This is a genomic window from Kitasatospora sp. NPDC057223 (assembly GCF_042669755.1).
Classification (GTDB): Bacteria; Actinomycetota; Actinomycetes; order Streptomycetales; family Streptomycetaceae; genus Kitasatospora.
This window is the reverse complement of the sequence record NZ_JBHUWW010000043.1, coordinates 1-23,160: the sequence shown is the minus strand read 5'-3', so window position 1 is coordinate 23,160 and position 23,160 is coordinate 1. Positions and strand designations below refer to the sequence as shown.

General features: G+C 74.5%; 19 protein-coding genes. 9 read left to right on the top strand and 10 right to left on the bottom strand.

Going from position 1 to position 23,160, the window contains the following annotated elements; translation table 11 throughout:
* Positions 1-50 precede the first annotated feature (50 nt).
* Complete coding sequence (locus tag ACFUK0_RS17525; RefSeq protein ID WP_380251009.1) at positions 51-1,310, top strand: MFS transporter; 1,260 nt, start codon at positions 51-53, stop codon at positions 1,308-1,310.
* 44 nt (positions 1,311-1,354) lie between these two features.
* Here ACFUK0_RS17525 and ACFUK0_RS17520 read toward each other — a convergent pair whose 3' ends face one another.
* Positions 1,355-1,936 (bottom strand): GNAT family N-acetyltransferase, encoded by a 582-nt coding sequence (locus tag ACFUK0_RS17520; RefSeq protein WP_380251007.1) that lies wholly within the window; start codon positions 1,934-1,936, stop codon positions 1,355-1,357.
* A gap of 284 nt (positions 1,937-2,220) precedes the next feature.
* Here ACFUK0_RS17520 and ACFUK0_RS17515 point away from each other — a divergent pair, with 284 nt between their 5' ends.
* The gene (locus ACFUK0_RS17515; protein WP_380251005.1) at positions 2,221-3,090 is read left to right on the top strand and encodes a TetR family transcriptional regulator; all 870 of its coding nucleotides are present in this window, start codon (positions 2,221-2,223) and stop codon (positions 3,088-3,090) included.
* 50 nt (positions 3,091-3,140) lie between these two features.
* Here ACFUK0_RS17515 and ACFUK0_RS17510 read toward each other — a convergent pair whose 3' ends face one another.
* The 5 genes from ACFUK0_RS17510 to ACFUK0_RS17490 form a co-directional block, all read right to left on the bottom strand.
* Entirely contained in the window at positions 3,141-4,436 is a 1,296-nt protein-coding gene (locus ACFUK0_RS17510; RefSeq protein WP_380251003.1) for a GNAT family N-acetyltransferase, read from the bottom strand.
* 119 nt (positions 4,437-4,555) lie between these two features.
* The gene (locus ACFUK0_RS17505; RefSeq protein ID WP_380251001.1) at positions 4,556-6,049 is read right to left on the bottom strand and encodes an NlpC/P60 family protein; all 1,494 of its coding nucleotides are present in this window, start codon (positions 6,047-6,049) and stop codon (positions 4,556-4,558) included.
* A 215-nt stretch (positions 6,050-6,264) separates the two neighbouring features.
* Entirely contained in the window at positions 6,265-7,428 is a 1,164-nt protein-coding gene (locus ACFUK0_RS17500) for a hypothetical protein (protein WP_380250999.1), read from the bottom strand.
* Between the two features lie 73 nt (positions 7,429-7,501).
* Entirely contained in the window at positions 7,502-9,241 is a 1,740-nt protein-coding gene (locus ACFUK0_RS17495) for a threonine/serine exporter family protein (RefSeq protein WP_380250997.1), read from the bottom strand.
* A gap of 48 nt (positions 9,242-9,289) precedes the next feature.
* Positions 9,290-10,012 carry a DedA family protein gene (locus ACFUK0_RS17490; protein ID WP_380250995.1) on the bottom strand — a complete coding sequence of 241 codons (723 nt, stop codon included), beginning with the start codon at positions 10,010-10,012 and terminating at the stop codon, positions 9,290-9,292.
* A gap of 112 nt (positions 10,013-10,124) precedes the next feature.
* Between ACFUK0_RS17490 and ACFUK0_RS17485 the strand changes: the two genes are divergently transcribed.
* Positions 10,125-11,108: a cation diffusion facilitator family transporter gene (locus ACFUK0_RS17485; RefSeq protein WP_380250993.1), complete on the top strand. Its 984-nt coding sequence runs from the start codon at positions 10,125-10,127 to the stop codon at positions 11,106-11,108.
* Here the strand turns inward: ACFUK0_RS17485 and ACFUK0_RS17480 are convergent.
* On the bottom strand, positions 11,096-13,462 hold the full coding sequence (locus ACFUK0_RS17480) for a tetratricopeptide repeat protein (protein ID WP_380250991.1): 2,367 nt from the start codon (positions 13,460-13,462) through the stop codon (positions 11,096-11,098). The genes ACFUK0_RS17485 and ACFUK0_RS17480 overlap by 13 nt on opposite strands.
* 73 nt (positions 13,463-13,535) lie before the next feature.
* Positions 13,536-15,410 (bottom strand): ATP-binding protein, encoded by a 1,875-nt coding sequence (locus ACFUK0_RS17475; RefSeq protein WP_380250989.1) that lies wholly within the window; start codon positions 15,408-15,410, stop codon positions 13,536-13,538.
* Positions 15,411-15,649: 239 nt separating this feature from the next.
* Between ACFUK0_RS17475 and ACFUK0_RS17470 the strand changes: the two genes are divergently transcribed.
* From ACFUK0_RS17470 to ACFUK0_RS17460, 3 genes are all read left to right on the top strand, one after another.
* Positions 15,650-15,967: a hypothetical protein gene (locus tag ACFUK0_RS17470; RefSeq protein WP_380250987.1), complete on the top strand. Its 318-nt coding sequence runs from the start codon at positions 15,650-15,652 to the stop codon at positions 15,965-15,967.
* 344 nt (positions 15,968-16,311) lie between these two features.
* A complete protein-coding gene (locus tag ACFUK0_RS17465) occupies positions 16,312-17,469 on the top strand; it encodes an acyl-CoA dehydrogenase family protein (protein ID WP_380250985.1) in 1,158 nt (385 codons plus the stop codon).
* Between the two features lie 89 nt (positions 17,470-17,558).
* Positions 17,559-19,256 (top strand): class I adenylate-forming enzyme family protein, encoded by a 1,698-nt coding sequence (locus tag ACFUK0_RS17460; protein ID WP_380250983.1) that lies wholly within the window; start codon positions 17,559-17,561, stop codon positions 19,254-19,256.
* Between the two features lie 76 nt (positions 19,257-19,332).
* Here ACFUK0_RS17460 and ACFUK0_RS17455 read toward each other — a convergent pair whose 3' ends face one another.
* Positions 19,333-19,596 carry a hypothetical protein gene (locus ACFUK0_RS17455; protein ID WP_380250981.1) on the bottom strand — a complete coding sequence of 88 codons (264 nt, stop codon included), beginning with the start codon at positions 19,594-19,596 and terminating at the stop codon, positions 19,333-19,335.
* Between the two features lie 157 nt (positions 19,597-19,753).
* Between ACFUK0_RS17455 and ACFUK0_RS17450 the strand changes: the two genes are divergently transcribed.
* Positions 19,754-20,071: a cupin gene (locus ACFUK0_RS17450; RefSeq protein WP_380250979.1), complete on the top strand. Its 318-nt coding sequence runs from the start codon at positions 19,754-19,756 to the stop codon at positions 20,069-20,071.
* A gap of 303 nt (positions 20,072-20,374) precedes the next feature.
* Here the strand turns inward: ACFUK0_RS17450 and ACFUK0_RS17445 are convergent, their stop codons facing one another.
* Positions 20,375-20,956, bottom strand: coding sequence for a TetR/AcrR family transcriptional regulator (locus ACFUK0_RS17445; protein WP_380250977.1), 582 nt, complete (start codon positions 20,954-20,956; stop codon positions 20,375-20,377).
* Positions 20,957-21,053: 97 nt separating this feature from the next.
* Here ACFUK0_RS17445 and ACFUK0_RS17440 point away from each other — a divergent pair, with 97 nt between their 5' ends.
* Both ACFUK0_RS17440 and tatA read left to right on the top strand, forming a co-directional pair.
* On the top strand, positions 21,054-22,610 hold the full coding sequence (locus ACFUK0_RS17440; RefSeq protein ID WP_380250975.1) for an MFS transporter: 1,557 nt from the start codon (positions 21,054-21,056) through the stop codon (positions 22,608-22,610).
* 208 nt (positions 22,611-22,818) lie between these two features.
* Positions 22,819-23,112, top strand: coding sequence for a Sec-independent protein translocase subunit TatA (tatA, locus tag ACFUK0_RS17435; RefSeq protein ID WP_380250973.1), 294 nt, complete (start codon positions 22,819-22,821; stop codon positions 23,110-23,112).
* Positions 23,113-23,160 lie beyond the last annotated feature (48 nt).

Here is a 23,160-nt window from a genome sequence, read left to right as displayed (position 1 = left end):
CCCGGCACCGGACCCACCCGGCTGCGCCCCGCCCTGGAGCCACGACCCACGTGTTCACCTCGTACCGCCGTATCTTCGCCGCCCCCGGCACCGTCGCCTTCACCCTGGCCGGACTGCTCGGCCGGATGACCTTCTCCATGACGGGCGTCTCCATCGTGGTGATGATCGCCGCCCGCCGCGACTCGTACGCGCTGGCCGGCACCGTCTCGGCCGCCGGACTCGTCACGGCGGCGGTCGGGATGCCGCTGGTCGGACGGCTGGTGGACCGCTACGGGCAGGCCCGGGTGACCGTCCCGGCGACGCTCCTCAACCTGCTGCCGGCCGGCGCCCTGCTGCTCTGCGTCCACTCCGGCGCCCCCGACTGGACGCTGTACGTCTGCTGGGCCGCCGCCTCCTTCGCGCCGAACCTCGGCGGCATGGCCAGGGCCCGCTGGGCGCACGTCCACCGCGACGACCCCGAGGCCCGGCACATCGCCAACTCGCTGGAGCAGGCGCTAGACGAGCTCTGCTTCATGGCCGGCCCGGTGCTCGCGATGCTGCTCTGCACCTCGCTCTTCCCGGAGGCCGGAATGATCGCCGCGGGCACCTTCGGCACCACCGGCGCGCTGCTGTTCGCGGCCCAGCGCCGCACCGAGCCGCCCGTCCAGCCGGCGGCCGGGGACGGCACCGGCAACGCCTCGCCGCTGCGGCTGCCGGGCCTGCGGGTGATGGCGGCGGCGTTCCTCGCCACCGGCGTCGTGTTCGGCTCGATGGAGGTCACCACCCTCGCGTACGCCGACGCACTCGGCCACAAGTCGCTCGCCGGCGGCATGCTGGCACTGGTCGCGGGCGGCTCCTGCGCAGCCGGCCTGACGCTCGGACTGCTCCGGCCGCGCCGCGCGCCGGCCGTCCGCTTCCTGCTCGGGGCGGCCGCGATGGCCGTCCTGCTGCTGATGCCGCTGACCGTGGCACTGACCGGGGCCGGGCTCGGCGTGCTCGCCGCCGTGCTCTTCGTGGCCGGCACCGGCACCGCGCCGACCATGGTCACCGGCATGACCATGGTCCAGGAACTGCTGCCGCAAAGGCAGTTGAACGAGGGCATGGCGGTCGCGGTGTCCGGCATCGTGATCGGCATCTCGGCCGGAGCGGCGGCCGGCGGCGTGATCGCCCAGCACGCCGCCCCCGGAACCGGCTACTGGCTGACGGCGGGAGCCGCCTGGACGGCCCTGCTGACCGCCCTCGCCGGCCGCCGCAGCCTGCGCCCCGCCCTCCCCGCACCGGCCGACGACCCGGCGCCCGGCCTCGCCGTCGGAGCCGGCCACTGGAGCTAGTCCGACCACTCCCGCCGGCCGGCGGGTCAGCCGTGGGCGGCGGGTCAGCCGTGGGCGGCGACGGCCTCGGCGGGCCAGCTGTACTCGTACTCGGGCAGCACGAACCCGCCGGGGAAGAAGCCCTCCTGCTCGGCGGTGCGCACGCCCCCCGCCCGCTCGTAGAAGGCGACCGCGCGGGTGTTCTCGCACAGCACCTCCAGGTAGAGGCCGGCGCCGGGGTGCTGCGCGGCGGTGTGCGCGAGGGCGGCCGACATCAGCAGGCGGCCGGTGCCCCGGCCGGTCCTGCCGGGGCGGACGTGCAGGTTGTCGAGCAGGATCCGGCCGTCGGGCTGCGGGACGAGGTACGCGAAGCCGACGGTCTCCCCCGCACTCCCCCCTGCGCCCGCGCGCTCGGCGATCAGCAGGGTGGGGGTGTTGGCGGGCTCGCCGTAGTCGACGGTCAGCCGGAGCGTCCACAGGTCGAGCCGTTCGGCCGCCAGGCCGTCGCCGAGCGCGTCCTCGGGGACGATCCCGCTGTAGGCGGTGCGCCAGCTCTCGGCGTGCAGGGCGGCGACGGCCCCGGCGTCCTCGGGGGTGCCGGTCCTGACGGTCACTCCGGTCGGGTCCTGCTCGCGCTGGCTGGTCATACCACGAGGGTCCCATGGTCCGACGAGAGCCCGACGCCGACTTGAACGCGTTCAAAATGGCGGCTACAGTCGGACCCGGCAGCTTTGAACGCGTTCGAAACGAGGTGGTCCCCGATGGCCCGCGCCCAGGCGACCACCCGGACGGGCCGTGCCGCACCGGGTGCGGAGGGGGCATCCGGTGCGGCGCGGCGCGACGACAGCGCCTGGTCCGTCCGCCCTCCGCACGGGCGGCCGGGCCGTCGCACAGCCGGAGCCCGCCCGGGATCGGGCTAGGCTCAGCAACCGTGGACGACGTGACACCGACGAACGGCGCGAACGGCACCAACGGCAGCACCGGCCCGCAGGGCAGCGGGCAGGGCGACCCGCCCGGCACGCCCGGGCAGGCCGCCGGGAGCAGTGGCGGCCCCGCCGCGGGCGGCCGGGCCGGGCCGGCCGGCGAAGTGCCCGGCGGGCGGGCTCTGCCCAAGACCGGCAAGAGCGAGCAGACCCGGGCGCTGATCCTCGACACGGCCATGCGGCTGTTCAGGGAACGCGGCTACGACAAGACCACGATGCGGGCGATCGCCGCCGAGGCCGGGGTCTCGGTGGGGAACGCCTACTACTACTTCGCGTCGAAGGAGTTCCTGATCCAGGGCTTCTACGACTCGATGACGTACGATCACGCCGCCGACGCACGGGCCCGGATGGAGGGGCACAAGGACTTCGCGGACCGGCTGGAGATCGCGCTCACCTCGTGGATCGACTGCGCGGCGGAGTACCACGGGTTCGCGTCCCAGTTCTTCCGGACGGCGGCCGACCCGACCAGCTCGCTCAGTCCGTTCTCGAACGAGTCGCACCCGGCGCGGGCCACCGCCGTCCAGCTGTTCCACGAGGTGCTGTCCGGCTCGGACATCGCCCCCAAGCTGGATGCCGAACTGGCCGAACTGCTCCCCGAGATCCTCTGGCTGTACCTCATGATCGTGGTGCTCTACTGGGTCTTCGACCAGACCCCGGACACCGAGCGGACCAGGGAGTTCGTCCGGCGGTCCGTGCCGATGTCCGCACGGGTGATCAACCTGTCGCGCTACCGGGTGTTCCGGCCGATCGTCCGCGACGCCAAGGGGCTGATCCAGGACTTCATCCTGCCGTCGATCGGCCGCAACGCGAAGCCCTGACCCGCAGCGACCGCGCCACGGGCCGGGCCGGGGCGGGACGGGGCGCCGGGTCAGAAGCCGTTCGGGTTCCAGGCGGTCAGGGGCGTGCGCAGCAGCAGGTCGGCCGCCGCGGCGGCGCCCGGACGCAGCTCGGTGACCAGCGAGGCGGCGGCCAGCCGGGGCACCGTCTCGCCGCCGAGGTAGAGCGAGCCGAGCTGCGAGACACCGAGGGCGAGGTCCGGTTCGTCGGTGGTGGCGGTGGCGCGGCCGGTGCCGTCGGCAGCGGTCTCCAGCGCCCAGCGGCCGTCGGCGTGGCCCGCCGGGTCGGCGACGTCCAGCACCACGCGGCCGGGCGCACCGTACGTCCGGGCTCCGAAGGCGGCCTCGACGTCGAGCACACGCAGCCAGGTGAAGTCGGCGTTCGCGACGTGCGGGGTGGCTGCGCGCGGATCGTGGAGCAGCAGCGGCAGCGGGTCGTCCACGCCGATGTTCTCGACCGAGACCCGGCGCACCCAGTCCACCGAGAAGGCGAACCGCCACAGCGCCACCGCGGTCTCGGTGTCGAGGGCCATGAAGTCGCTGACGGTGAGCGTGCAGTTGGGGTAGCTGCCGTCCCAGACGTCGTCGATCCGGTAGACGACCAGGCCGGTGACGGTGCCGCCGGAGTCGCGGTGCAGGGCCGCGAACGGCTCCTTCCACTCGCTCCCCGGCATCCGGCTCTCGCCGGTCTGGTGGCGCCACATCGCGTCGGGGCGGGCGATCGCGCCCGGCTGGGTGCGCCGCCAGCGGTCGTGCAGCTCCGGCCCCGCCTTGCGCAGCTCCTCCATGGTGGCGAAGTCGATCCGGCCGCCGGCCGGGCCGGCCAGGCCCGGACGCAGGCCGCCCGCGCGCAGCAGGTCGATGTTCCAGCCGTGGCCCCGGGTCGCGGGGCCGAAGCCGAAGCGGCCGTAGATGTTGTACTCGGCGGCGATCAGGATCGCGACGGGGTTGCCCCGCTCGCGGGCGGCGGCGAGGTCGCGGTCCATCATCGCGCTCAGCACGCCGCGCCGGCGGTGGGTGGCACTGACGGTGACGGCGGTGATCGCGTCGGCCAGGACGGTCGCGCCGCCGGGCACCGTGAGTTCGGTGTCGAAGCTGCGGAACGTGGCGACGCAGCGGCCCGCGTCGTACCCGCCGAGCGAGCGCCCCGGGGTGAAGGTGAGCCGGCGCAGCTCGGTGCCGTCCTCCACGTGCGGGCGCAGGAACCCGTACGCCAGTGCGCGGTCCCACCCGGGGAGGTCGTCGTCCGTGATCTCCCGGATCTCGACGGTGCCTTGCTGCCGGCCGGTGCCCGGATCGCGGGTCTCGCCGTGTGCGTCGTTGCCCATCGGTCCACGGTACGACCGGTCAGCGGTGACAGCACCTCATTTTCCGGGGCACCGGCGGCCGGGCCGACGCTGCTCACAGCCGCTCGGCGGGGTTGCCCGGGGCCGCTCGGCGGGGCCGCTCACGGCCGGGCGTAGAAGTCGGGCGTGCCCATGATCCAGAGGCTGGCCTGCTTGATCGCCATGCCGGCCCGGGGCGCCTCGATCATCTGGTCGTCGCCGATGTAGAGCGCCACGTGGTAGATGTCGGCGGCGCGGCCGGTGTCCGTCCAGAACACCAGGTCGCCCGGCCTGAGCTGGCGGTACGTCAGGGGCGTCGAGCGGGCGTACTGGTCGGCCGCGAAGTGCGGCACGCGCCGGCCGCCGGCACGCCAGGCCATCATGGTCAGACCCGAACAGTCGTAGCCGTCCGGACCCTCGCCGCCCCAGACGTACGGCAGGCCGATCTTGGACCGGGCGAAGGCGATCGCGGCCGCCGCGCCGGTCGCGGACCAGCGGCCGGCGCCGGGCGGCGGGAGCGGCGCGGCGGCCCGGTCGACGGCGGTCCGGTCGACGGCGGTCCGGTCGACGGCTGCGTCCCCGGTCTCACCGGCCTCACCGGTCTCCCCGGTGTCCCCCGTCTCCCCCGCTGCCTGCAGGGCCTGCGCGGCCGCCGGCTGCTCGGCGGCCGCCCGCTCCGCCGCCGCCTGTTCCGCGGCTGCCTTCTCCGCCGCCGCCTGTTCCGCGGCTGCCTTCTCCGCCGCCGCCGCCGCGGCTTCGGCGGCCGCCCTGGCCGCCGCCTCCGCCTCGCGGGCGGCGATCGCCTCCAGGGCGTCGCGGCGGCGGCGTTCGAGGCCGACGGTGGTGTTGCGGGCGGCGGCGAGTTCGGTGAGGAGCTGTTCGCGGCGGCGGCCGATCTCGGCGACCTGGGTCTGCCGGGCCCGGGTGGAGGCCTGCGCGTTGTCCTTGGCCGTCCTGACCTGGGCGGCGGCGCGTTCGGCGGCGGCCGCGGCCTCCCGGGCGGCGGCCGAGGCGCGGACGGCGGCGGCCGCGGTACCGGTCGCGGCGTCCAGGATCTGGCGGGTGCGGGAGCTGATCACGCCGATCACGGCGGCCTGCGCGCCGGCGGCGTGCGGGCCGCGGGCGCCGAGCAGGGCGTCGATCGCGGAGAGTTCGGCGGTGGTGCCCTGGCGGTAGGTCTCGGCGGCGAGGCCGGCGGCGTCCTCGGCGGCCTCGTGGCGGGCGAGTTCCGCGACGGCGGCGCGCTGGAGGGCGTCGCTCTCCTCCGTCCTGGCCCGGGCGAGCCGGGCCTGCGCCCCGTTGTAGGACTCCACCGCCTGCTCGGCGGCGCGGTGGGCCCGGTCGCGCTCGACCTCGGCGGCGGTGAGCCGCGCTTCGATGGCGGTGCTCGCGGCGGCCCTCCGGTCGGCCTCGGCCCGGGCGGCGGCGATGTCGCCGGTGGAGGGGTACGGGTCGGTCGTCGCGGGCGCGGACGACTGCGTGCCGGAAACCGGCGGCGGGGGCGGGGGCGACAGTGCGACGAACGGGGCGCGCGCAGCGGTGGCCGTGGCAGCGGGGAGCATCCCCGTCACGGTGGTCAGGGCCAACAGGATGCCCGGCAGGAATCGGCGTGCCACGAGAAGCCCTTCTCACGGGTCCGGCGAGTAGCCAAATATCTCATCACGTGACAAGTCAGTCACTCGCCGTAATATTCTCAAATCCGGCGACTCCTACACCCCGGATTCCCGCAGCCAGCCGGGTGAGATGTCCGGGCGGGCGCCCCGGACGGGTGCAGGCAGCGCGCGCAGGCCGGGCCGGGCGGGGTGGCTTCCGGCCGGGCGGCGGCACCCGGTCAGCGGCGCACCCGGGGCGTGCGCGGGCGCAGGTGCCGTTGGGCCGGCCGCTGCTCGGACGCCTTCACCGCAGCCGGGCGCGCCTCGGCGGCTCCTCCGGCCGGCGGCTGTGCGGCGGCGGCCGCCACCTGCTCCGGCCGGGCGGCGGGCGGCTTGGTCCCGGCGTACGACCTGCTGCGTCCGGCCCGCACGGTGCGGCGCCGACGGCGGGCCTCGCCCTGCCGGTCGCCCCGGCCGGCTCCCGGTGCGGGCGCGCGGCCGCCGGCCGGGGCCGCCGCCGAGCGCCGGTCCGCGAGCCGGGCGGAGCGGCGGGCGAGGGAGCGGGCCACGTGGGCGTCCAGGTGGGCGGTGGCACGGGCGGCCATCTGTTCGGCGACCCGGTGGGTGGCGGTGTGGTGGGCGGGGACCTTGTCGGGGGCGCCGGCGATCAGGTCGAAAAGCCAGGTGCGGGCCCGGTCCGCACGCCGGTGCAGCAGGCGTTCGCGCCGGAGCGCGCGGGCCCGCCTGCGCGGACGGGTGGCGTACCGCCAGCGCGCCCAGGGGCTGCTCGGCCGGGCCAGCCGGATCGCGCCGATCCAGGACAGGCCGGGCACCATGATGCCGAGCAGGCCCGTCCAGACCTTGCCCTTGAGCAGGGCCACCAACGAGACCAGCGTGTTCAGCACGATCACCGCGACCAGGCCCCATCTGGTGCCCTGGCTGGGCACCACGCCCAGCGGGACGTAGCCGGTGAGCAGCAGCGCGGTGAACAGGATGCCGAAGATCACCGCGTCCACCGACTTGCGGCCCTGGGCGCTCCAGTAGACGTCGTCCAGGTGCAGGATCAGCGCGAACTCGTCCAGGACCAGGCCGCAGCCGATGCCGAAGGCGAGGCCGAACCAGTCGATCCACGGGTGCCCGCCGTTGGTCGCGAACACCCCGATGCCGCCGACCAGCAGGAAGCCGAGGCCGAACACCATGTGGTGGATGTGCAGCCCGCCGGGCGTGATGTTGCCGGGCCACCAGCGGACCTCGGCGCGGATCATCCGGACGCTGAAGCGGATGCCGACGAAGGAGCAGATGAACCCCACCAGCAGCAGGAACAGCGGCTGCTTGTGCGCGTCGACGATGTGCCGCCGGTAGCCGTCCAGCAGCGTGTCGGCGCTCAGCTGTGCGAGGTGCATGGGTCGTACCTTCGTTCCTGGTGGTGCGCCGGCCGGTCCGTGAGCCTGGGGTGTCGGTGGCTCTAACGTCCGCTCAGAAGCCCCGGGTGCGTTTGGCGGCGCGCCGTGGGGCGACCGGGTACAGGGGCGGCAGCTCGGAGCCGCTGGGGATCTTCATGAAGAGCCGGGCGATCTCACCTCCCAGGTTGACGCCGACGGCGAGTGCGAGGGCGATCGCCGCCGCGCGGCTGATCGAGACCAGCCCGGCGCTGGAGTGGCCCTGGGCGAAGGAGAGCATCCCGAGGTAGATCGCGGAGCCCGGCATCAGCGGGCCGATCGCGGCCGTCACGTACGGGAGGGCCGAGGCGTAGCGGTAACGGGCCATCAGCTGGCCGGCGAGGCCGACCATCCCGGCGGCGACGCCGGTGGCGACGATCGGGGAGACGCCCGCGTTGTAGACCAGGACGCCGTAGGCGGACCAGCCGAGCACACTGTTCAGGACGACCAGCGGAAGGTTTCTGCGGTCGGTCTGCAGCAGCATCGCGAACGCGAGCGTCAGCACCGTCGCGGCCACCAGCTGGACGGGCGGGGCGCTGATCCCGGCCAGGCCCTCGTCCGGGTTGAGCCGGGCGTCGAAGCCGACGCCCAGGTAGAGGATCAGCATCACGCCGACCACGATGCCCGCGACCAGGTAGATCACCTCCAGCAGCCGGGCGGCGGCGGTGATGTAGAAGCCGGTCAGGCCGTCCTGGACGGCGGCGACCATGGCCCGTCCCGGCAGCAGCGCGAACAGCCCGCCGGTGATCACCACCGAACCGCGCAGGCCCAGGTCGTTGAAGGAGAGCACGATGCCGGATATCGCGGCCGGCATCGCGGCGATCACGAACTGGTAGAACTCCGGCAGCCCGCGCCGGGCGATCAGCGAGGCCAGCCGGTCGCCGAGAACGGCGGCGACGAAGGCGCTGACGAAGACCAGCCACGCCTTGGCGTCCACCCGGCCGCCGACCAGGAAGGTCGCGGCGCCGGCCAGCAGGCCGGTGGTGAGCGAGAGCAGCCAGGCCGGGTACGGGTGCCGGTTGCGGCGGATCTCGGCGAGCCGCCGGTACGAGTCGTTGACGGTCACCTTCTCGCCGGTGATGTCGGCGACCAGCTTGTAGACGGCGGCGAGCCGGGTGTAGTCGGAGGTGCGGCGGCGGACCACCCGGTCCGCGGTGACGGGCGGCTCCACCAGCGACGGCTGGTAGCTGATCCCGATCAGCGTGAAGGTGACCTGCGGCTCGCAGTGGTCCAGCCGGTACGCGTGGACGATGCCGAGCATCGCGGCCTCGACGTCCTCGGCGGCCTCGCCGCTGGCCAGCAGCAGCTCACCGATGCGCAGCGACAGGTCGAGGATGCGCGGGACGTTGCGGGCCGCGGCCGGGTGCAGCTCCCGGGCCGTCCGTTCGAAGGCCGGGCGCTCGGACATCGGGGTGCGCAGGAGCGTGCGCATCCGGTCGGGCCAGGGGGCGTCGCCGGGCGCGCCGGGGCTCAGGGTGGGGACGGCGATGCCGGTGGGCGGGGCGTAGCCGGCGGCGCGCCAGTCCTCGGGGGTGAGGGTGTCCTCCGGTCCGCCCCAGGTGTCGGGCCTGCGCACCTCCGCGGCCGGGTGCAGCAGGCCCTCGGTGGCGGGGGCGGGGTGGCCGGGGGTGCCCCCGGCGGGCGGGGCGGGATGGCCGAGCAGGCCCTCGGTGGGCGGGGCGTCGGCGGGGCGCACCCGGGGTGCGGGCCCGGCGGGCCGGGCCGCCCTGCCTCCCCTGGCCTTCTTGCCGCCGCCCGGTCGGCCCCGCTTCGGCACGTCCGCTCCTCGCCACCCCTGGTGGCCGGGCCACCCTTCGATCTTCCGTTACACCTTGCCTGATCGGGCTCCCGGACGCACATGTACGCGGTGGCCTGCCGGGTTGCCGCCTTCGGACCGTCGGGCGCGGTCGGCCTCGGCCGGGGCGCCCCGGCCGCGCCGGGCCCGGAGCAGCTCGACGGCGACCGGCACCACCGAGAGCAGCACGATGAGGATCAGGATCGGCTCGATGTTGTCGCGGACGAAGGCGATCCGGCCGAGGAAGTAGCCGAGTACGGTGACGCCGGCGCCCCAGAGCACGCCGCCGATGACGTTGAACAGCACGAAGCTGCGGTAGTTCATGCGGCTGACCCCGGCCACGACGGGGGTGAAGGTCCGCACGATCGGCACGAAGCGGGCCAGCACGATCGCCTTGGGGCCGTGCCGTTCGAAGAACGCGGTGGCCTTCTCGACGTTCTCCTGTTTGAAGAGGCGGGAGTCCGGCCGCCGGAACAGGCCGGGCCCGACCTTGCGGCCGAAGAGGTACCCGACCTGGTCGCCGGCCACGGCGGCCAGCACCACCAGCAGGCAGACCAGCCAGAGCGGCTGGTCGAGGTAGGTGCCGCCGGCCACCAGCATGCCGGTGGTGAACAGCAGTGAGTCGCCGGGCAGGAAGAAGCCGACCAGCAGGCCGGACTCGGCGAAGACGACGGCCAGGATGCCGATCAGGCCGAAGGTCGAGATCAGCGTGGTCGGGTCGAGCCAGGACGGGCCGAGAGCGAGGGCGGTCACGTGATGACACTCCTGAAAGGGTCGACTTTGGCAATGAAAGAGTAAAGCATTTGCCAAGTCGTCACGCGTTCGGCCGAGACGAACCGTCAGATACCGGACATACTTACCGTTCATGAGCGAAGCGCAGCAGGAGAGCGTCACCACCGTGATCGTCGCGGGCCTGTGCAACCTCGGGATCGCCTTCGCGAAGGCGGTGGCGGGGGCGGTCAGCGGCTCCGGCGCGATGCTCTCCGAGGCGGCGCACTCCTTCGCGGACACCGTCACCGAGGTGCTGCTCTTCTTCTCCCTCAGACGCAGCAGCCGCCCGGCCGACGCGGCGCACCCCTTCGGCTACTCCCGCGAGCGCTACCTGTGGGCGCTGCTCGCCTCCCTCGCGACCTTCGTCGGCGGCGCCGTGTTCTCCGTCAACGACGGCATCCACACCCTGCTCGACGGCGAGGAGCTGGGCGACCCGCTCCTCTCGTACGTGGTGCTGGCCGTGGCGTTCCTGCTGGAGGGCACGTCGCTGGCCACCTCCGTCCGGCAGATCCGGGGCGAGTCCCGGCGGCTCGGTGTGCCGCAGCGCCGGTACGTGCGGCACACCGCGGACACGGCGGTGAAGGCCGTACTGCTGGAGGACGCGGCCGCCCTGGTCGGTCTGCTGCTCGCCTTCGGCGGACTGCTCGGCGCGCAGCTGACCGGCTCCGCGGTCTGGGACGGCCTCGCCTCGGTGCTGATCGGGCTGCTGCTCGCGTGGGTCGCGTACGTGCTGGCCCGGGACAACGCCTCCCTGCTGATCGGCCGGGCGCTGCCGGCGGCGATGCGGGAGCGGATCGCCGCCGCGCTGCGCGCGCAGCCGGACGTCGAGGACGTGCTGGAGCTGGTCACCATCGTGCACGGGCCGAAGGACGTGCTGGTGGCGGCCAAGGTCGACTTCCGGTCCCTGGCCACCGCCGAGCAGGTCGAGGCGTCCTGCGAGAGCGCCGAACGGGCCGTCCGGGAGCTGTACCCCGCCGTCACCCGGGTCTTCCTCGACCCCACCCCCGGGCCGGGCCGGCCGCCGCCGGACGGGCGGGCGCCGGCCCGGCCCGGGGAGACGGCCGGTCAGAGGCCGTAGCGGCGGACGGTCTCCTCGTGCGGCGCGATGTCGGCACCTGCCGCCGTGGCCAGGTCGAGCCAGGCCAGCGGGTGCTTCCAACGCTTCGTCAGCCGGGCCAGCAGGGCGTCCGCCTCGGCGCTGCCGGCCGTCGGCGGCACCCCGAGGGCCGCGTAGATGCCGGGCAGCGTGCCGTCCTCCTTCTTCGGGTCGGTGACGGCGTACTCGTCCCCGCTGTAGGCCCACACGCCGTAGCCGGCCTCGGCGAGGTCCTTCCCGAAGGCCGCCCACTTGCGGTCGCCCGGCCACGCGCCGTCGATCCAGTACGTCGTGTAGCCGGCCGGGTCGAGCAGCGTCAGCTGCCGGAAGACCGGCCGCCAGCGCTCGCGCACCTGCTCCGGGGCGTCCGCGGCCGGCGGGGGCTCCAGCAGGGCGGGGGCGAAGACCACCACGTCACCGTGGTTGAGCGGCACGTCGTCGCCGAGCACCGGGACGATGCGGGCGGTGGCCGGTCCCGTCCGCACGGCCGGGAGGTCGACGCCGGCGCCGTTGGCGCGGGTGGCCCGGATGGTGACCGTCTGCCACTCCTCGTCGACCGGCCCGGCGGGCTCGTCGAACTCGATGCCGAGCCGGGCGCCGGTGGCGCGTACCGCGGGCCAGTCCCGGTTGGCGCTGGCGGCGGTGACCAGGTGCCAGAGGTCCTGCGGCTGGACGGTGCGGTACAGCTCCTCGGGCGCGGTGCCCTCGACCGGGAGGGCGTGCTCCAGGATCTCCTCGTACAGCCGCTGGGCCCGCACGTGGTCGCCCAGCTCGGTGGCGGCGCCGGCGGCGAGCCGGCGGGGGTTGATCCGGTCGGGGTCCAGCGCCAGCAGCGCCGCGCAGTGCTCGCCGACCTCGGCCCAGCGGCTCTCGGCGGCGGCCCAGCGGGCCCGCGTCCAGTACGCGTCGGACGGGTTGGCGGCGTGCTGGCGCTCGCTGAGGCGGCGGACGCCCTCGGCGTCGCCGGCGTCGATCAGGACGGAGGCCAGCAGGCCCGGCAGCTGCTCGTGGCCCGGGTCCTCGTCGAGGCGCTGCCAGAGCAGGTCGGTGGCGGCGCGGGTGTGGCCCAGGCCGCCGAGCAGGGCGGCCAGCCGGACGACCAGGTCGCTGCCGACGGCCGGGTCGGCGGCCGGGTCGCCCTGGTGGCGGGCGTGCGCGGCGGCGAGCAGGTCGGCGTCCGCCTCCGGGTCGCCGTCGCGGCCGGCCGGCAGCGCGAGCAGGTCGGCGGCGGCGGGCGGCTCCGCCACCGGCAGCGCCTCGGCGGCCGCCCGCAGCGCGGCGACCTGCTCGGCCACGCCGTCGGTGCGGCGCAGCTGGGTGAGCTTGCGTCCGCCGGTGGCGGCGAGGGTCAGCGCGACCGTACGGGCGCCGCGGGCGAGCGCGAGCCGCCCGGCGGTCAGCAGCAGGTCCACGCAGGGGCGGTGGGAGCCGGTGGAGTCCAGGTAGCCGACCCAGCCGGTCAGTGCGGCGCCGAGTCCGGCGGTGTTCTCGTGGGCGCCGGCGCCGGCCAGGATCTCGACGGTGGCGGCCCAGATCGGCCGCAGGTCCGCGTACTGCTCGGCCTCGGCGAGCGGCGGCAGCAGGGCGAGCGCCTCGTCGCTGCGGCCGAGCCGGGCCAGCGCGCGGGCCCGGAGCAGGGCGCCCCAGCGGCGGTCGCTGTCGTCGAGTCCGCCGCCGCGGGCCTGTTCGGCCTTCTCGGCGGCGTCGAGCAGCGGGAGGATCTCCTCGTGCCGGCCGAGCAGGTTCAGGGAGCCGGCCCGGGCGTGGTGGAAGTGCAGGGAGAGCCGCTGGCCGGCGGCCTGCATCCGGGCGGCGGCCGTGTCGAGGTGGGCGAGCGCGTCGGCGGGGCGCCCGTCGTCCTCCAGGGTGTCGGAGTACTCGCGGGACAGACAGTCGAAGCAGGCCCGGGCGGGTTCGATCCGCTCCAGCGTCTCCTCCAGCACGGCGAGGCGCTCCGGTACGTAGCCGGGGCCGTCGACCCGGGCGTGGCAGATCGCGAAGTCCTGCACCACGCAGACCGACTGCGGGCAGCTCGCGGTCTGCTCGCGGTGGGCGAACTCCAGCAGGTCCACCACCTCGGGGAGGGCCTGCTCGCCCTGGTGGCGCTTGTTCAGCAGGTTCTGCATCCGCCAGTGCCGCAGGTAGACCTCGACCCAGGGCAGCTCCAGCGCCCGGGCGGCGGCGAGCGCCTCGGGGAAGACCGCGTCGAGCTGGTCGTTGCGCCCCTCGTTGGCGTGGCCGGGGAGTTCGTAGATGGCGTCGGCGAGCCGGTGGTGGCCCTGCTCGGCGAGCTGCCGGTGGGTGTCGTGGACCCAGGCCCAGATGTCGGTGCTCATGTGTTCTCCCCCTGCGGGCCGTGCGGTGTGCTGCTGACGAGTGTGCGGGCCGGCGCTGACAGTCCGTCCGGGTTCACGGCTGCTCCCCCTCCGGCAGGGTGTCCGGCACGGCGGGCAGGCCGGCCGGCTCGGCGGCGGTGAGGGCGGCGACGGCGGTGCCGACGCCCGCCAGCGCGGCGGTCAGGTCGCCTGCGGCCGAGCCGGCCGCCGCGGCCATGATCACCTTGAGGGAGCGGAGCAGCCCGGCGGCGGTGGCGGCGCCGGTGTGCCCGGCCCGGTAGGCGGCCAGCAGGTCCTGGACGGCGGGCGCGGCGAGGTTGAGGTACAGCCGGGCCTTGACCTCGCCGTCGGTGCGGGCGGTGAAGGCGCGGGCGAGCCGCAGGGCGGCGGACGGGATGCGGGAGTCGGCCCGGTCGTCCTCGATCCTGGCCTTGAGCTCGGCCTCGCGGTCGGGCACCAGGACGAGCGGCAGGCCGGGCGGGTCGAAGCGGGCCGGCACGAGCTGCTCGCCGTCGTCGGCGAGGGCGGCCGCCAGCCAGGCGCTCTCCTCGGCGGGCAGCGGCTGCCCGGGCTCGCGGAACAGCTCGCGGTTGCCGCTCTCGCTGCCGAGTTCGACGATCCGGCAGTCCCGCAGCTGCGCGTAGCGGCGCAGGAAGGGCAGGACCGCGTAGCGGTCGCCGCGCGCGATCGGCACCTGCATCGCGCGGTAGAGCATCTCCTCGAACCCGCCGCTGCTGCCGAGCGCGATGTGCACCGCTCCGCCGCCCGCCGCGCGCAGCGCGCCGGCCGTCAGGTCGCCCTGCGAGGTGGGCACCGGGACGTCGTCGGCGAGCAGGGTGAACAGCCGGTCGTCGCAGAGCGCGGCGCCGAGGAGGTCCTGGCCGTGCCGGGAGAGGATCCGGCGCCAGGCGGCGGGGTGCAGCCGGGCGGTCTCGTAGAGGCCGTCGACGATGGCGTCGGTGAGGGCCTGCTGGAGGGCCCGGTAGTGCTCGTCGCGCTGGAGGTCCTCGCGGCTGGCGGTCGGGGTGAGGCGGCTGGACTCGACCACGCCGCCGATGAAGCCGGCCCAGCCGGGCAGCAGGTCGCGGGCGTCGTCGGAGAGCAGCATGCCGCGCAGGTAGACGGCGAGGTCGCGGTTGTCGGTGCTGCCGTACGTGCCGCCGTCCTGCACCCAGAGCAGGCCGGCCGCGTCGGTGCTGCCGTCCTCGGCCGGGCTGACGGGGAAGGCGGTCAGCGGTTCGAACCGGCGGCCGAAGGCGGCGGCGAAGCGCATCCGGGCGGCGTGCCGGTCGCCCGGGATCTCGTGGCGCCACGGCACCGGGACGTCGTTGACCGGCCGCTCGTCGTCGCCGACGTACACCGGGACGGTCAGCAGGACGCAGTACCGGGCGAGCACCTCGCGCAGCGCGTCCTCGTCGGCGAGGTGGGCGTGTTCGGCCTTCAGGGTCAGCTCGACGAGGCTGCCGGGGGCGGGGCGGGCGGCCACCGGCTCGACGCTGTACTGCTCGCCGCCGCGGCTGCGGTAGCGGTGGCCGAGGGCGGGTTCGCGGTGCGAGGTGGTGGTGACGGTGACTTCGTCGGCGACCGAGAAGGCCGACAGGAAGCCGAGGCCGAACGCGCCGATCAGCTCGTCGTTGCCGGTGACCTCGCGCAGCAGCCGGGTGTAGCCGGTGCCGACGGTGGCCAGGTAGGCGTGGATCTCCGGTTCGGTCAGGCCGGCGCCGGTGTCCTCGATGCCGACGGTGCGCCGGGCCGCGTCGCCGCGGACCCGGATCAGCGGGGTGTGGGCCGCGTCCGGGTCCTCCAGGCGGCGCCGGGTGTGCGAGTCGTGGGCGTTCTGGACGAGTTCGCGCAGGGCGACCAGCGGCGTGGAGTAGAGGTGCGTGGCGAGGACGCTCACCAGACCGCCGAGGTCGACCTCGGTCGTACGCAGATCTTCGGCGGGCACGGGACCGGAACGGTGGCCTTCAGACATGAGGCCACAGTGTGCCAGTACGACTATTGCGCCGACCATTTCTTAAAACCGCGGCCGAAACCCGCTGTCACACCATCGGGCGAATTGTGCCCCATTCGGTGGAATCAGGCTTCTGACCTGGTGAATGCTGACGGTGCGACGTCAGGAACGGCGCACCCGGGGCGGCCACTCCGGAGCGCCACTTCTCGCACCGACTCCTCTAGGAGACCACCGTGTCCCGCATTCGCACAGCCGCCGTCGTCACCGCCCTCGGGGCCTTCCTCCTCGCCGGCGCCGGCACCGCCCAGGCCGACAACGGCGCGGCCGCCGCAGACCACGCGAACAGCAGCATCGTGGGCAACACCGGCTCCGGCAACATCGTCGGCGGCGTCCTCGGCAACGCGAACGGCTCCCAGCAGACGGCCACCGGCTCCGGCGGCGCCAACCAGAACAACACCGCCGGGGTGGCCGGCAACTCGGGCGGCGTCGCAGCCCTGCAGGGCAACGGCAACTTCTCGCACCAGGTCTACTACCCCTTCGTCCTGTACTAGAGCCGGTCCGGCACCGCCGGGACGACCGCACCCCTATCGACAGCACCCTGAACGACAGCACCTGAACGACAGCACCTGAACGACACCGGGCCGGGGGCCCGCCCCACCAGCGCGGGGGCGGGCCCCCGGCCACGTCCGGGTCCGCCCCGGCGGGGAGGGGAGGCCGGCCCGCATCGCCGGATCGTCCCAGGTGGGCCATCGTGGCAGCATCCTGACCGTGCTCCGGCAGGGCCCGCGCAAGCCCTGGACAGCGAAAGCTACCCACGATTAACTTGTGCCGCGATCCACCTGGCGGCCGAGCGCGCCGGGCCCCCTGCAGGAGCATCACCGAAGGGAGCGCCACCGTGCGCCGCACCGTGTTCAACGAGGACCACGAGGCCTTCCGGGAGACCATCCGGGACTTCATCGCCAAGGAGGTCACCCCGGTCTACGAGAGCTGGGAGGCCGAGGGGCACCCGCCGCGCGACTTCTACCGCAAGCTCGGTGCGCTCGGCGTCTACGGCATCGAGGTCCCGGAGGAGTACGGCGGCGCGGGCGAGACGGGCTTCAAGTACCAGGCCGTCGTCACCGAGGAGGTCGCCCGCGCGGGCGTGTCCTTCGGCTCCTCCGGCGTGCACACCGGCCTGGTGCTGCCCTACCTGATGGAGTACGCGAACGAGGAGCAGAAGCAGCGCTGGCTGCCCGGTTTCGTGTCCGGCGACATCATGACCGCCATCGCGATGACCGAGCCGGGCGCCGGCTCCGACCTCGCGGGCATCACGACCACCGCGAAGCTGTCCGAGGACGGCACGCACTACGTGCTCAACGGCGCCAAGACGTTCATCACCGGTGGTGTGCTCGCCGACCTGGTGCTGGTGATCTGCCGCACCGCGCCGCACGACCCGGCCGACCGCCGGGCGGGCCTGTCGATCCTGTGCGTGGACACGAAGTCCGAGGGCTACGCGGTCGGCCGCAAGCTGCAGAAGATCGGCCTGCGCACCTCCGACACCGCCGAGCTCTCCTTCACCGACGTCAGGGTGCCGGTGGCGGACCTGCTCGGCGAGGAGGGCAAGGCCTTCGGCTACCTGACCCACAACCTGGTGCAGGAGCGCCTCGCCATCGCGGTCGGCGCGTACGCCGCCACCGCGGCGGCCGTCCGCTTCGCCGTCCAGTACGTGAAGGACCGCAAGGTGTTCGGCAAGGCCGTCGCCGAGTTCCAGAACACCAAGTTCACGCTGGCCGACTGCGAGGCCCAGGCGGTCGCCCAGCAGTCGATGGTCGACCGCGCCCTGGAGCTCTACCAGAGCGGCGAACTGACGGTCGCGGACGCCGCCGCCGCCAAGCTGTTCTGCACCGAGTCGGCCTCGGTCGTGATCGACAAGTGCCTCCAGCTGCACGGCGGTTACGGCTACATCCTGGAGTACCCGATCGCCCGCCTCTACACCGACAACCGGGTCTTCCGGATCTACGGCGGCACCAGCGAGGTCATGCGCAGCATCATCGCCAAGTCGCTCGGCCTGTAGCGTCGTCGCGGCAGCGGCCCCGCCCCCGGGCGCGGGCCCGCTGCCGCCCGCCCCGCCGGCGCCCCGGCGACGCCGCCCCGGAGGACGTCATGACCAGCGATTCCCTCGCCCTGGTGACCCGCGTGCAGGCCGCCCTCCGCGCGCCCGGCATGCCCTTCGCCGTCACCGGCACCCCCGCCGGCCCGCACTACGACGACGGCCCGCGCACCCTGCGCGAGCTGCTGGACGCCACCCGCGCACACGGCGACCGCCCGTTCCTGCTCGCCGACGGCACCGTCCTCACCTTCGCCGAGCACTACGCCAGGGCCGCCGCCCTGGCGCACCGTCTGCTCGACGGGTACGGGCTGCGCGCCGGCGACCGGGTGGTGATCGCGATGTCCAACCTCCCCGAGTGGCAGATCGCCTTCTGGGCCGCGCAGGCGGCCGGCCTGGTCGCCGTACCGCTCAACGCCTGGTGGGAGGCACAGGAGCTGGCGTACGCGCTGGACGACTGCGCGCCCGCCGTGGTGATCGCCGACCGGGAGCGGGCCGACCGGATCGAGCCGTGGCTCGCCCGCCGCCCGGCCGCCGACCGCCCCCGGCTGCTGACCGTCGGCGCCCCGCCGCGCCCCTGGGCGGAGCGCTTCGAGGACCTGCCGGCCCCGGCCCCCGGCACCACGTCACCGGACGCACCGATCGATCCGGGCGCCGACGCCACGCTGCTCTACACGTCGGGGACCACCGGCCGCCCCAAGGCCGTGGCCGCCACCCACGCCGCCTGGTGCGCCGCCGCCGTCACGCCCCGGTTCTTCGCGGCCACCGCGGTGCTCTGCGCGGGCGGCGAACTCGCCGGCGTCCGGCCGCAGACCGTGCTGATGACGTTCCCGTTCTTCCACGTCGCCGCGTTCACCACGATGCTGCCGGTGATGACGGGCGGCGGCACGGCCGTCCTGCTGCGCAAGTGGGATCCCGCCGAGGCCCTGCGCCTGATCGACCTCCACCGGGTCACCACCTTCACCGGCGTGCCCACCACCGCGCTCGGCCTGCTGGACGCCGCCGACCTCGGCGGCGCGCGGCTGCCCAGCCTCGCCATGATCAGCACCGGCGGCGCCGCCGCGCCGCCCGGGCTGGCCCCGCGGATCACGGCCCGCTTCGACGGCCGGGTCGACGTCCGCAACGGCTACGGGCTGACCGAGACCTGCGGCGGCGTGCTCGCCAATCTGGGCGACCGCTACCGCGAGCACCCGGACAGCGTCGGGCGCCCGTGCCCCGCCGTCGAGGTCCGGATAGCCGACCCGGCCGACCCGGCCGGCGCTGCGCTGCCGGACGGCGAGGTCGGCGAGCTGTGGCTGCGCGGCCAGCAGGTCTTCCGCGGCTACCGGGGTGACGCGGCGGCCACCGGGGCCGCGTTCCGCGACGGCTGGTTCCGTACCGGCGACCTGGCCCGGCTGCGGGACGGCGAGGTCTACATCGTCGACCGGCTCAAGGACATGGTGATCCGGGGCGGCGAGAACGTGTACTGCGTGGAGGTGGAGGGCGTGCTCTGCGGGCACCCCGCGGTCGAGGACGCCGCCGTCCTCGGCGTGCCGCACCCGGCGCTCGGCGAGGAGGTCGCGGCCGTGGTCGTGCTGCGCCCCGGCGCCACCGCGGCCGAGGACGCGCTGCGCGAACACGTCGCGGGGCGGCTCGCCGCCTTCAAGGTACCCGCCCACCTGGTGTTCCACCCGGGGCCGCTGCCGCGCAACCCGACCGGGAAGCTGGTCAAGCAGGTGCTGCGCGAGGCGGTCACGGCGAAGCTGCCCCGGTAGGCGGTGGCCCGCCGGGGCAGCGCGGCGGGCCGGTCCGCCGGTCGCCGGTTCGCCGGTCGTTCAGTTCGCCGGTCGTTCAGTTCGATGAGCCGTGTTCGGCCCGCCAGGCCTCCCAGCCCGCCATCGAGGCGACCTTCGCCTCGCGCAGCGTCCGGCTCGCCAACGCGCTGGGCGGGGTGTCCAGTTGCTGCACCCACCCGCGCCCGGCCGAGGCGAGCGCCACGCCCACCATGGCCGCGCCGGCCAGCCCGAGTACGGCTCCGATGCCGGTGAGCACCGCGCCGCCCGCCAGCAGCGAGCGGTTGACCTGGAATCCGCCGAAGACATTCTGATTCGCCATGTGACCACCATCGGCGAGGCCGTCCGATCCCGCATTCCGGGCGGAGCCGAAGGAGTGGCGCCGACGGGGCGCCCCTGCGGCGGCCGGGGTGCGGGAGGGGCCCCGGCCGACCTAGGGTCACGAACGGGAGACCCGCCAGGAGCAGCAGGAGGACCCGATGGACGATCTCGTACAGCTCGCCGACGACCAGGCCGCGAAGGCCGCCGCCGGCCCGCACGGGCGCAGCGCCCATCTGGTGGTCCACGACGGCGTGCTGCGCCAGACCGTGATCGCGCTGACCGCCGGCACCTCCCTGGACGAGCACAACGCCCCGGTCGCCGCCAGCCTCCAGGTGCTGCGCGGCCGGGTGTCCCTGACCATCGCGGGCCGCCACGAGGAGCTCTCCACCGGCCAGCTCCAGGCCCTCCCCCCGGAGCGCCACGGCCTGCTGGCCCACGTGGACTCCGTCGTCCTGCTGACGGCCGTGACCAACTAGCGGCCCGGGTCGGACCCTCGGCCGGGCGGAACCGGGGCATCGGAGATCCAGGGCCGTTCCCCCGCCTCGCAGTGGTAGCACCGGGCAGACACGTCGTCGTGGTTGCACCACTCGTGTGCCCCGCAGTCCCGCTTCCCCTTGGCTGCGAGACCGGAGTCCACCAGGACCCACGGCAGTCGCGTCCGCAGGCGCGTGCGCCACCGATATCTGCCCGTCCCCGTCATGGGCGGAGGCTAGCGCGGCGGATGCGGACGCCCGGACGAACTACCGGCCCGCCGGTCCGAGGCGCGCCACCGGCCGGCGTTACGGCCTCAGGACGGTGGCGCTCACCAGTTTGAGGCCGCGCAGGAAGTCCTGTCCGGTGGGGGCCTGGTCCGGGGAGGCCAGCCACTGGAGGGCCAGGCCGCTCAGCAGGGCCTGGTAGAAGATGCCGCGCGACAGCTCGGTCTCGTTGTCGGGCACCTCGTCCAGGTCCTGGAAGTGGGCGGAGAGGGCGAGCCGGCCCATCCGCTGCACCTTGGCGAGTTCGTCCCGCAGCTCCGGGGAGTGCTCGGTCTGGGCGATCGCCTCGATCTGCGAGGCCCAGAGGCCGCGGTGCTCGACGAAGGTCTTGAGCACCTCGTCCCAGACGGCGGCGAACTGCTGCTCGGGGTCGTCGGAGCTCGCCCGCGCCGCGGTCACCGCGTGGGCGAGGGCCTCGCCCCACTCCCCGGTGGCCTCGATCAGCGCCAGGTTGAGCAGCGCCTCCTTGGAGCCGAAGTGGTAGCCGATGGCCGCCAGGCTGACGCCGGAGGCGGAGGCGATGTCACGGGCGGTGGTGCGCCCGTAGCCCTTCTCGTACAGGCAGCGCTTGGCGCCTGTCAGCAGGTCTTCCCTGTTTCCCATGGTCAGGATCGTACGCCAGTTATGGACAGATGTCTTGGACGAGCGATTTAGACATACGTACTAGACAAGTGTCTGACACGCCCGTACCGTCTTCTCCATGACCTCCTCCCACGGCCTCGCCGGCCGCCGCGAATGGCTGGGCCTCGTGGTCCTCCTGCTCCCCGTCCTGGTCCTCTCCATGGACATGGGCGTCCTCTTCTTCGCCGTCCCGTTCATCAGCACGAGCCTGGCGCCGAGCGGCACCGAGCAGCTGTGGATCATGGACATCTACTCGTTCCTGCTCGCCGGGTTCCTGATCACCATGGGCGCGCTGGGCGACCGGATCGGCCGCCGCCGGCTGCTGATGATCGGCGCGGCGGGCTTCGCCGGGGCCTCGCTGCTCGCCGCCTGGTCGGGCAGCGCCGACCAGCTGATCGCCGCCCGCGCCCTGCTCGGCGTCGCCGGCGCCACCGTGATGCCCTCGACCCTCGCGCTGATCCGCAACATGTTCCACGACCCCCGGCAGCGCCAGATCGCACTGGGCGCCTGGGGCGGGGCTCTCACCGGCGGCGCCACGCTCGGGCCGGTGGCCGGCGGGCTGATGCTCGGCCACTTCTGGTGGGGCTCGGCCTTCGTGATCGCCGTCCCCGTGATGGCCCTGGTCCTGCTGGTCGCACCCGTACTGCTCCCCGAGTACCGCGCGCCGCGCTCCGGCAGCTTCGACCTGCCCGGCGCCGCCCTCTCGATGGCGGCGATCCTGCCGCTCGTCTACGGCGTCAAGACCATCGCCATCGAGGGCTGGAGCCTGCTGCCCGCCCTGGCCGTGCCGGCCGGCCTGCTGCTCGGCCTCGCGTTCCTCCTGCGGCAGCGCGCCGCGGCGCACCCGCTGATCGACCTGAGCCTGTTCCGGATCCGCACCTTCAGCGGCGCGATCACCGTCAACACGATCGCGATGTTCGCCATGATGGGCTTCACCCTGTTCACCTCGCAGTACCTGCAGCTGGTCAAGGGCATGAGCCCGCTGGCCGCCGCGCTCTGGGCGCTGGTGCCGAGCGTCGGGGTCGGCGCGGCGGTGGGGACGGGCGGGGCGCTGGCCGGCAAGGTCCGCCCGGCGTACCTGATGGCGGGCGGCTTCCTGATCGGCGCGGTGGGGTTCGCGGTGATGACGCAGGTCGGCCCGCACTCCCCGCTGGCCCTGATCCTGACCGGCGCCGGGGTGCTGGCGGCCGGCAGTGTCGGCACCATGACGCTCACCGCCGAGATGGTCGTCTCGGCCGCGCCGCCGGAGCAGGCCGGGGCCGCCTCGGCGACCTCGGAGACGGCCGTCGAGCTGGGCAGCTCGCTGGGGATCGCACTGCTCGGCGCGGCCGGTGCGGCGGTCTACCGCGGCGGGCTGGACGACGCGCTGCCGGCCGGGCTGCCCGCCGGGGCGGCCCGCGCGGCGCAGGACACCCTGGGCGGCGCGGTCTCGGTGGCCGGGCAGCTGCCGGGCGGCCTCGGCGGCGACCTGCTGGCGGTCACCCGGTCCGCGTTCACGGACGGGCTGCACGTGGCGGCGGTCGTCGGCCTGCTCTTCATGGTGGGGGCCTCGGTGCTGGCCTACCGGCTGCTGCGGCACCTGCCGGTGCCGGCCGCCCACCCGAAGCAGGCGCGGCCCGAGCCGGCCGCCGTCTGACACCCCCGCCGGCCGGGGCCGTCCGGGTGGAACAAGGTCCGGACCGCGTGAGCGGCCGGGTGCCCTGTTCCACCCGGACGGCCCCGGCTCGTTGACCACCGTTTCCCCGGCGGTGTATACGTTCGACGCATTCAACAGGCATACTGGCCAAGTCGGGCGGCCCGCCCGGCCCTGCAACGGCGAGAATCGAAGGGACCGGTGGTCAGGGATGCTGCGTAACGGTCTGGAGCCCTGGCACCTCCTGGTGGTGCTGGCTGTCATTATCCTGCTTTTCGGCTCGAAGAAGCTGCCCGAGATGGCCCGCGGCCTCGGTAAGTCGATGCGCATTCTGAAGGCGGAGACCAAGGCGCTGCGCGAGGACGACCCGCCGGTCGACGCCGCCGCCAAGAACGCCACCGCCGCGTCCACCGCGTCGCCGGCTGCCGAGCAGCCGCGTCCGGCCGTGACGCCGGTCAACATCACCACGGCGGCCGAGAACACCAAGTCGGCCACCGGCGCCTGAGCCAGGCACCCCCGCTTTCTCCGGAGCCCGCGGCCCGTCATCTGACGG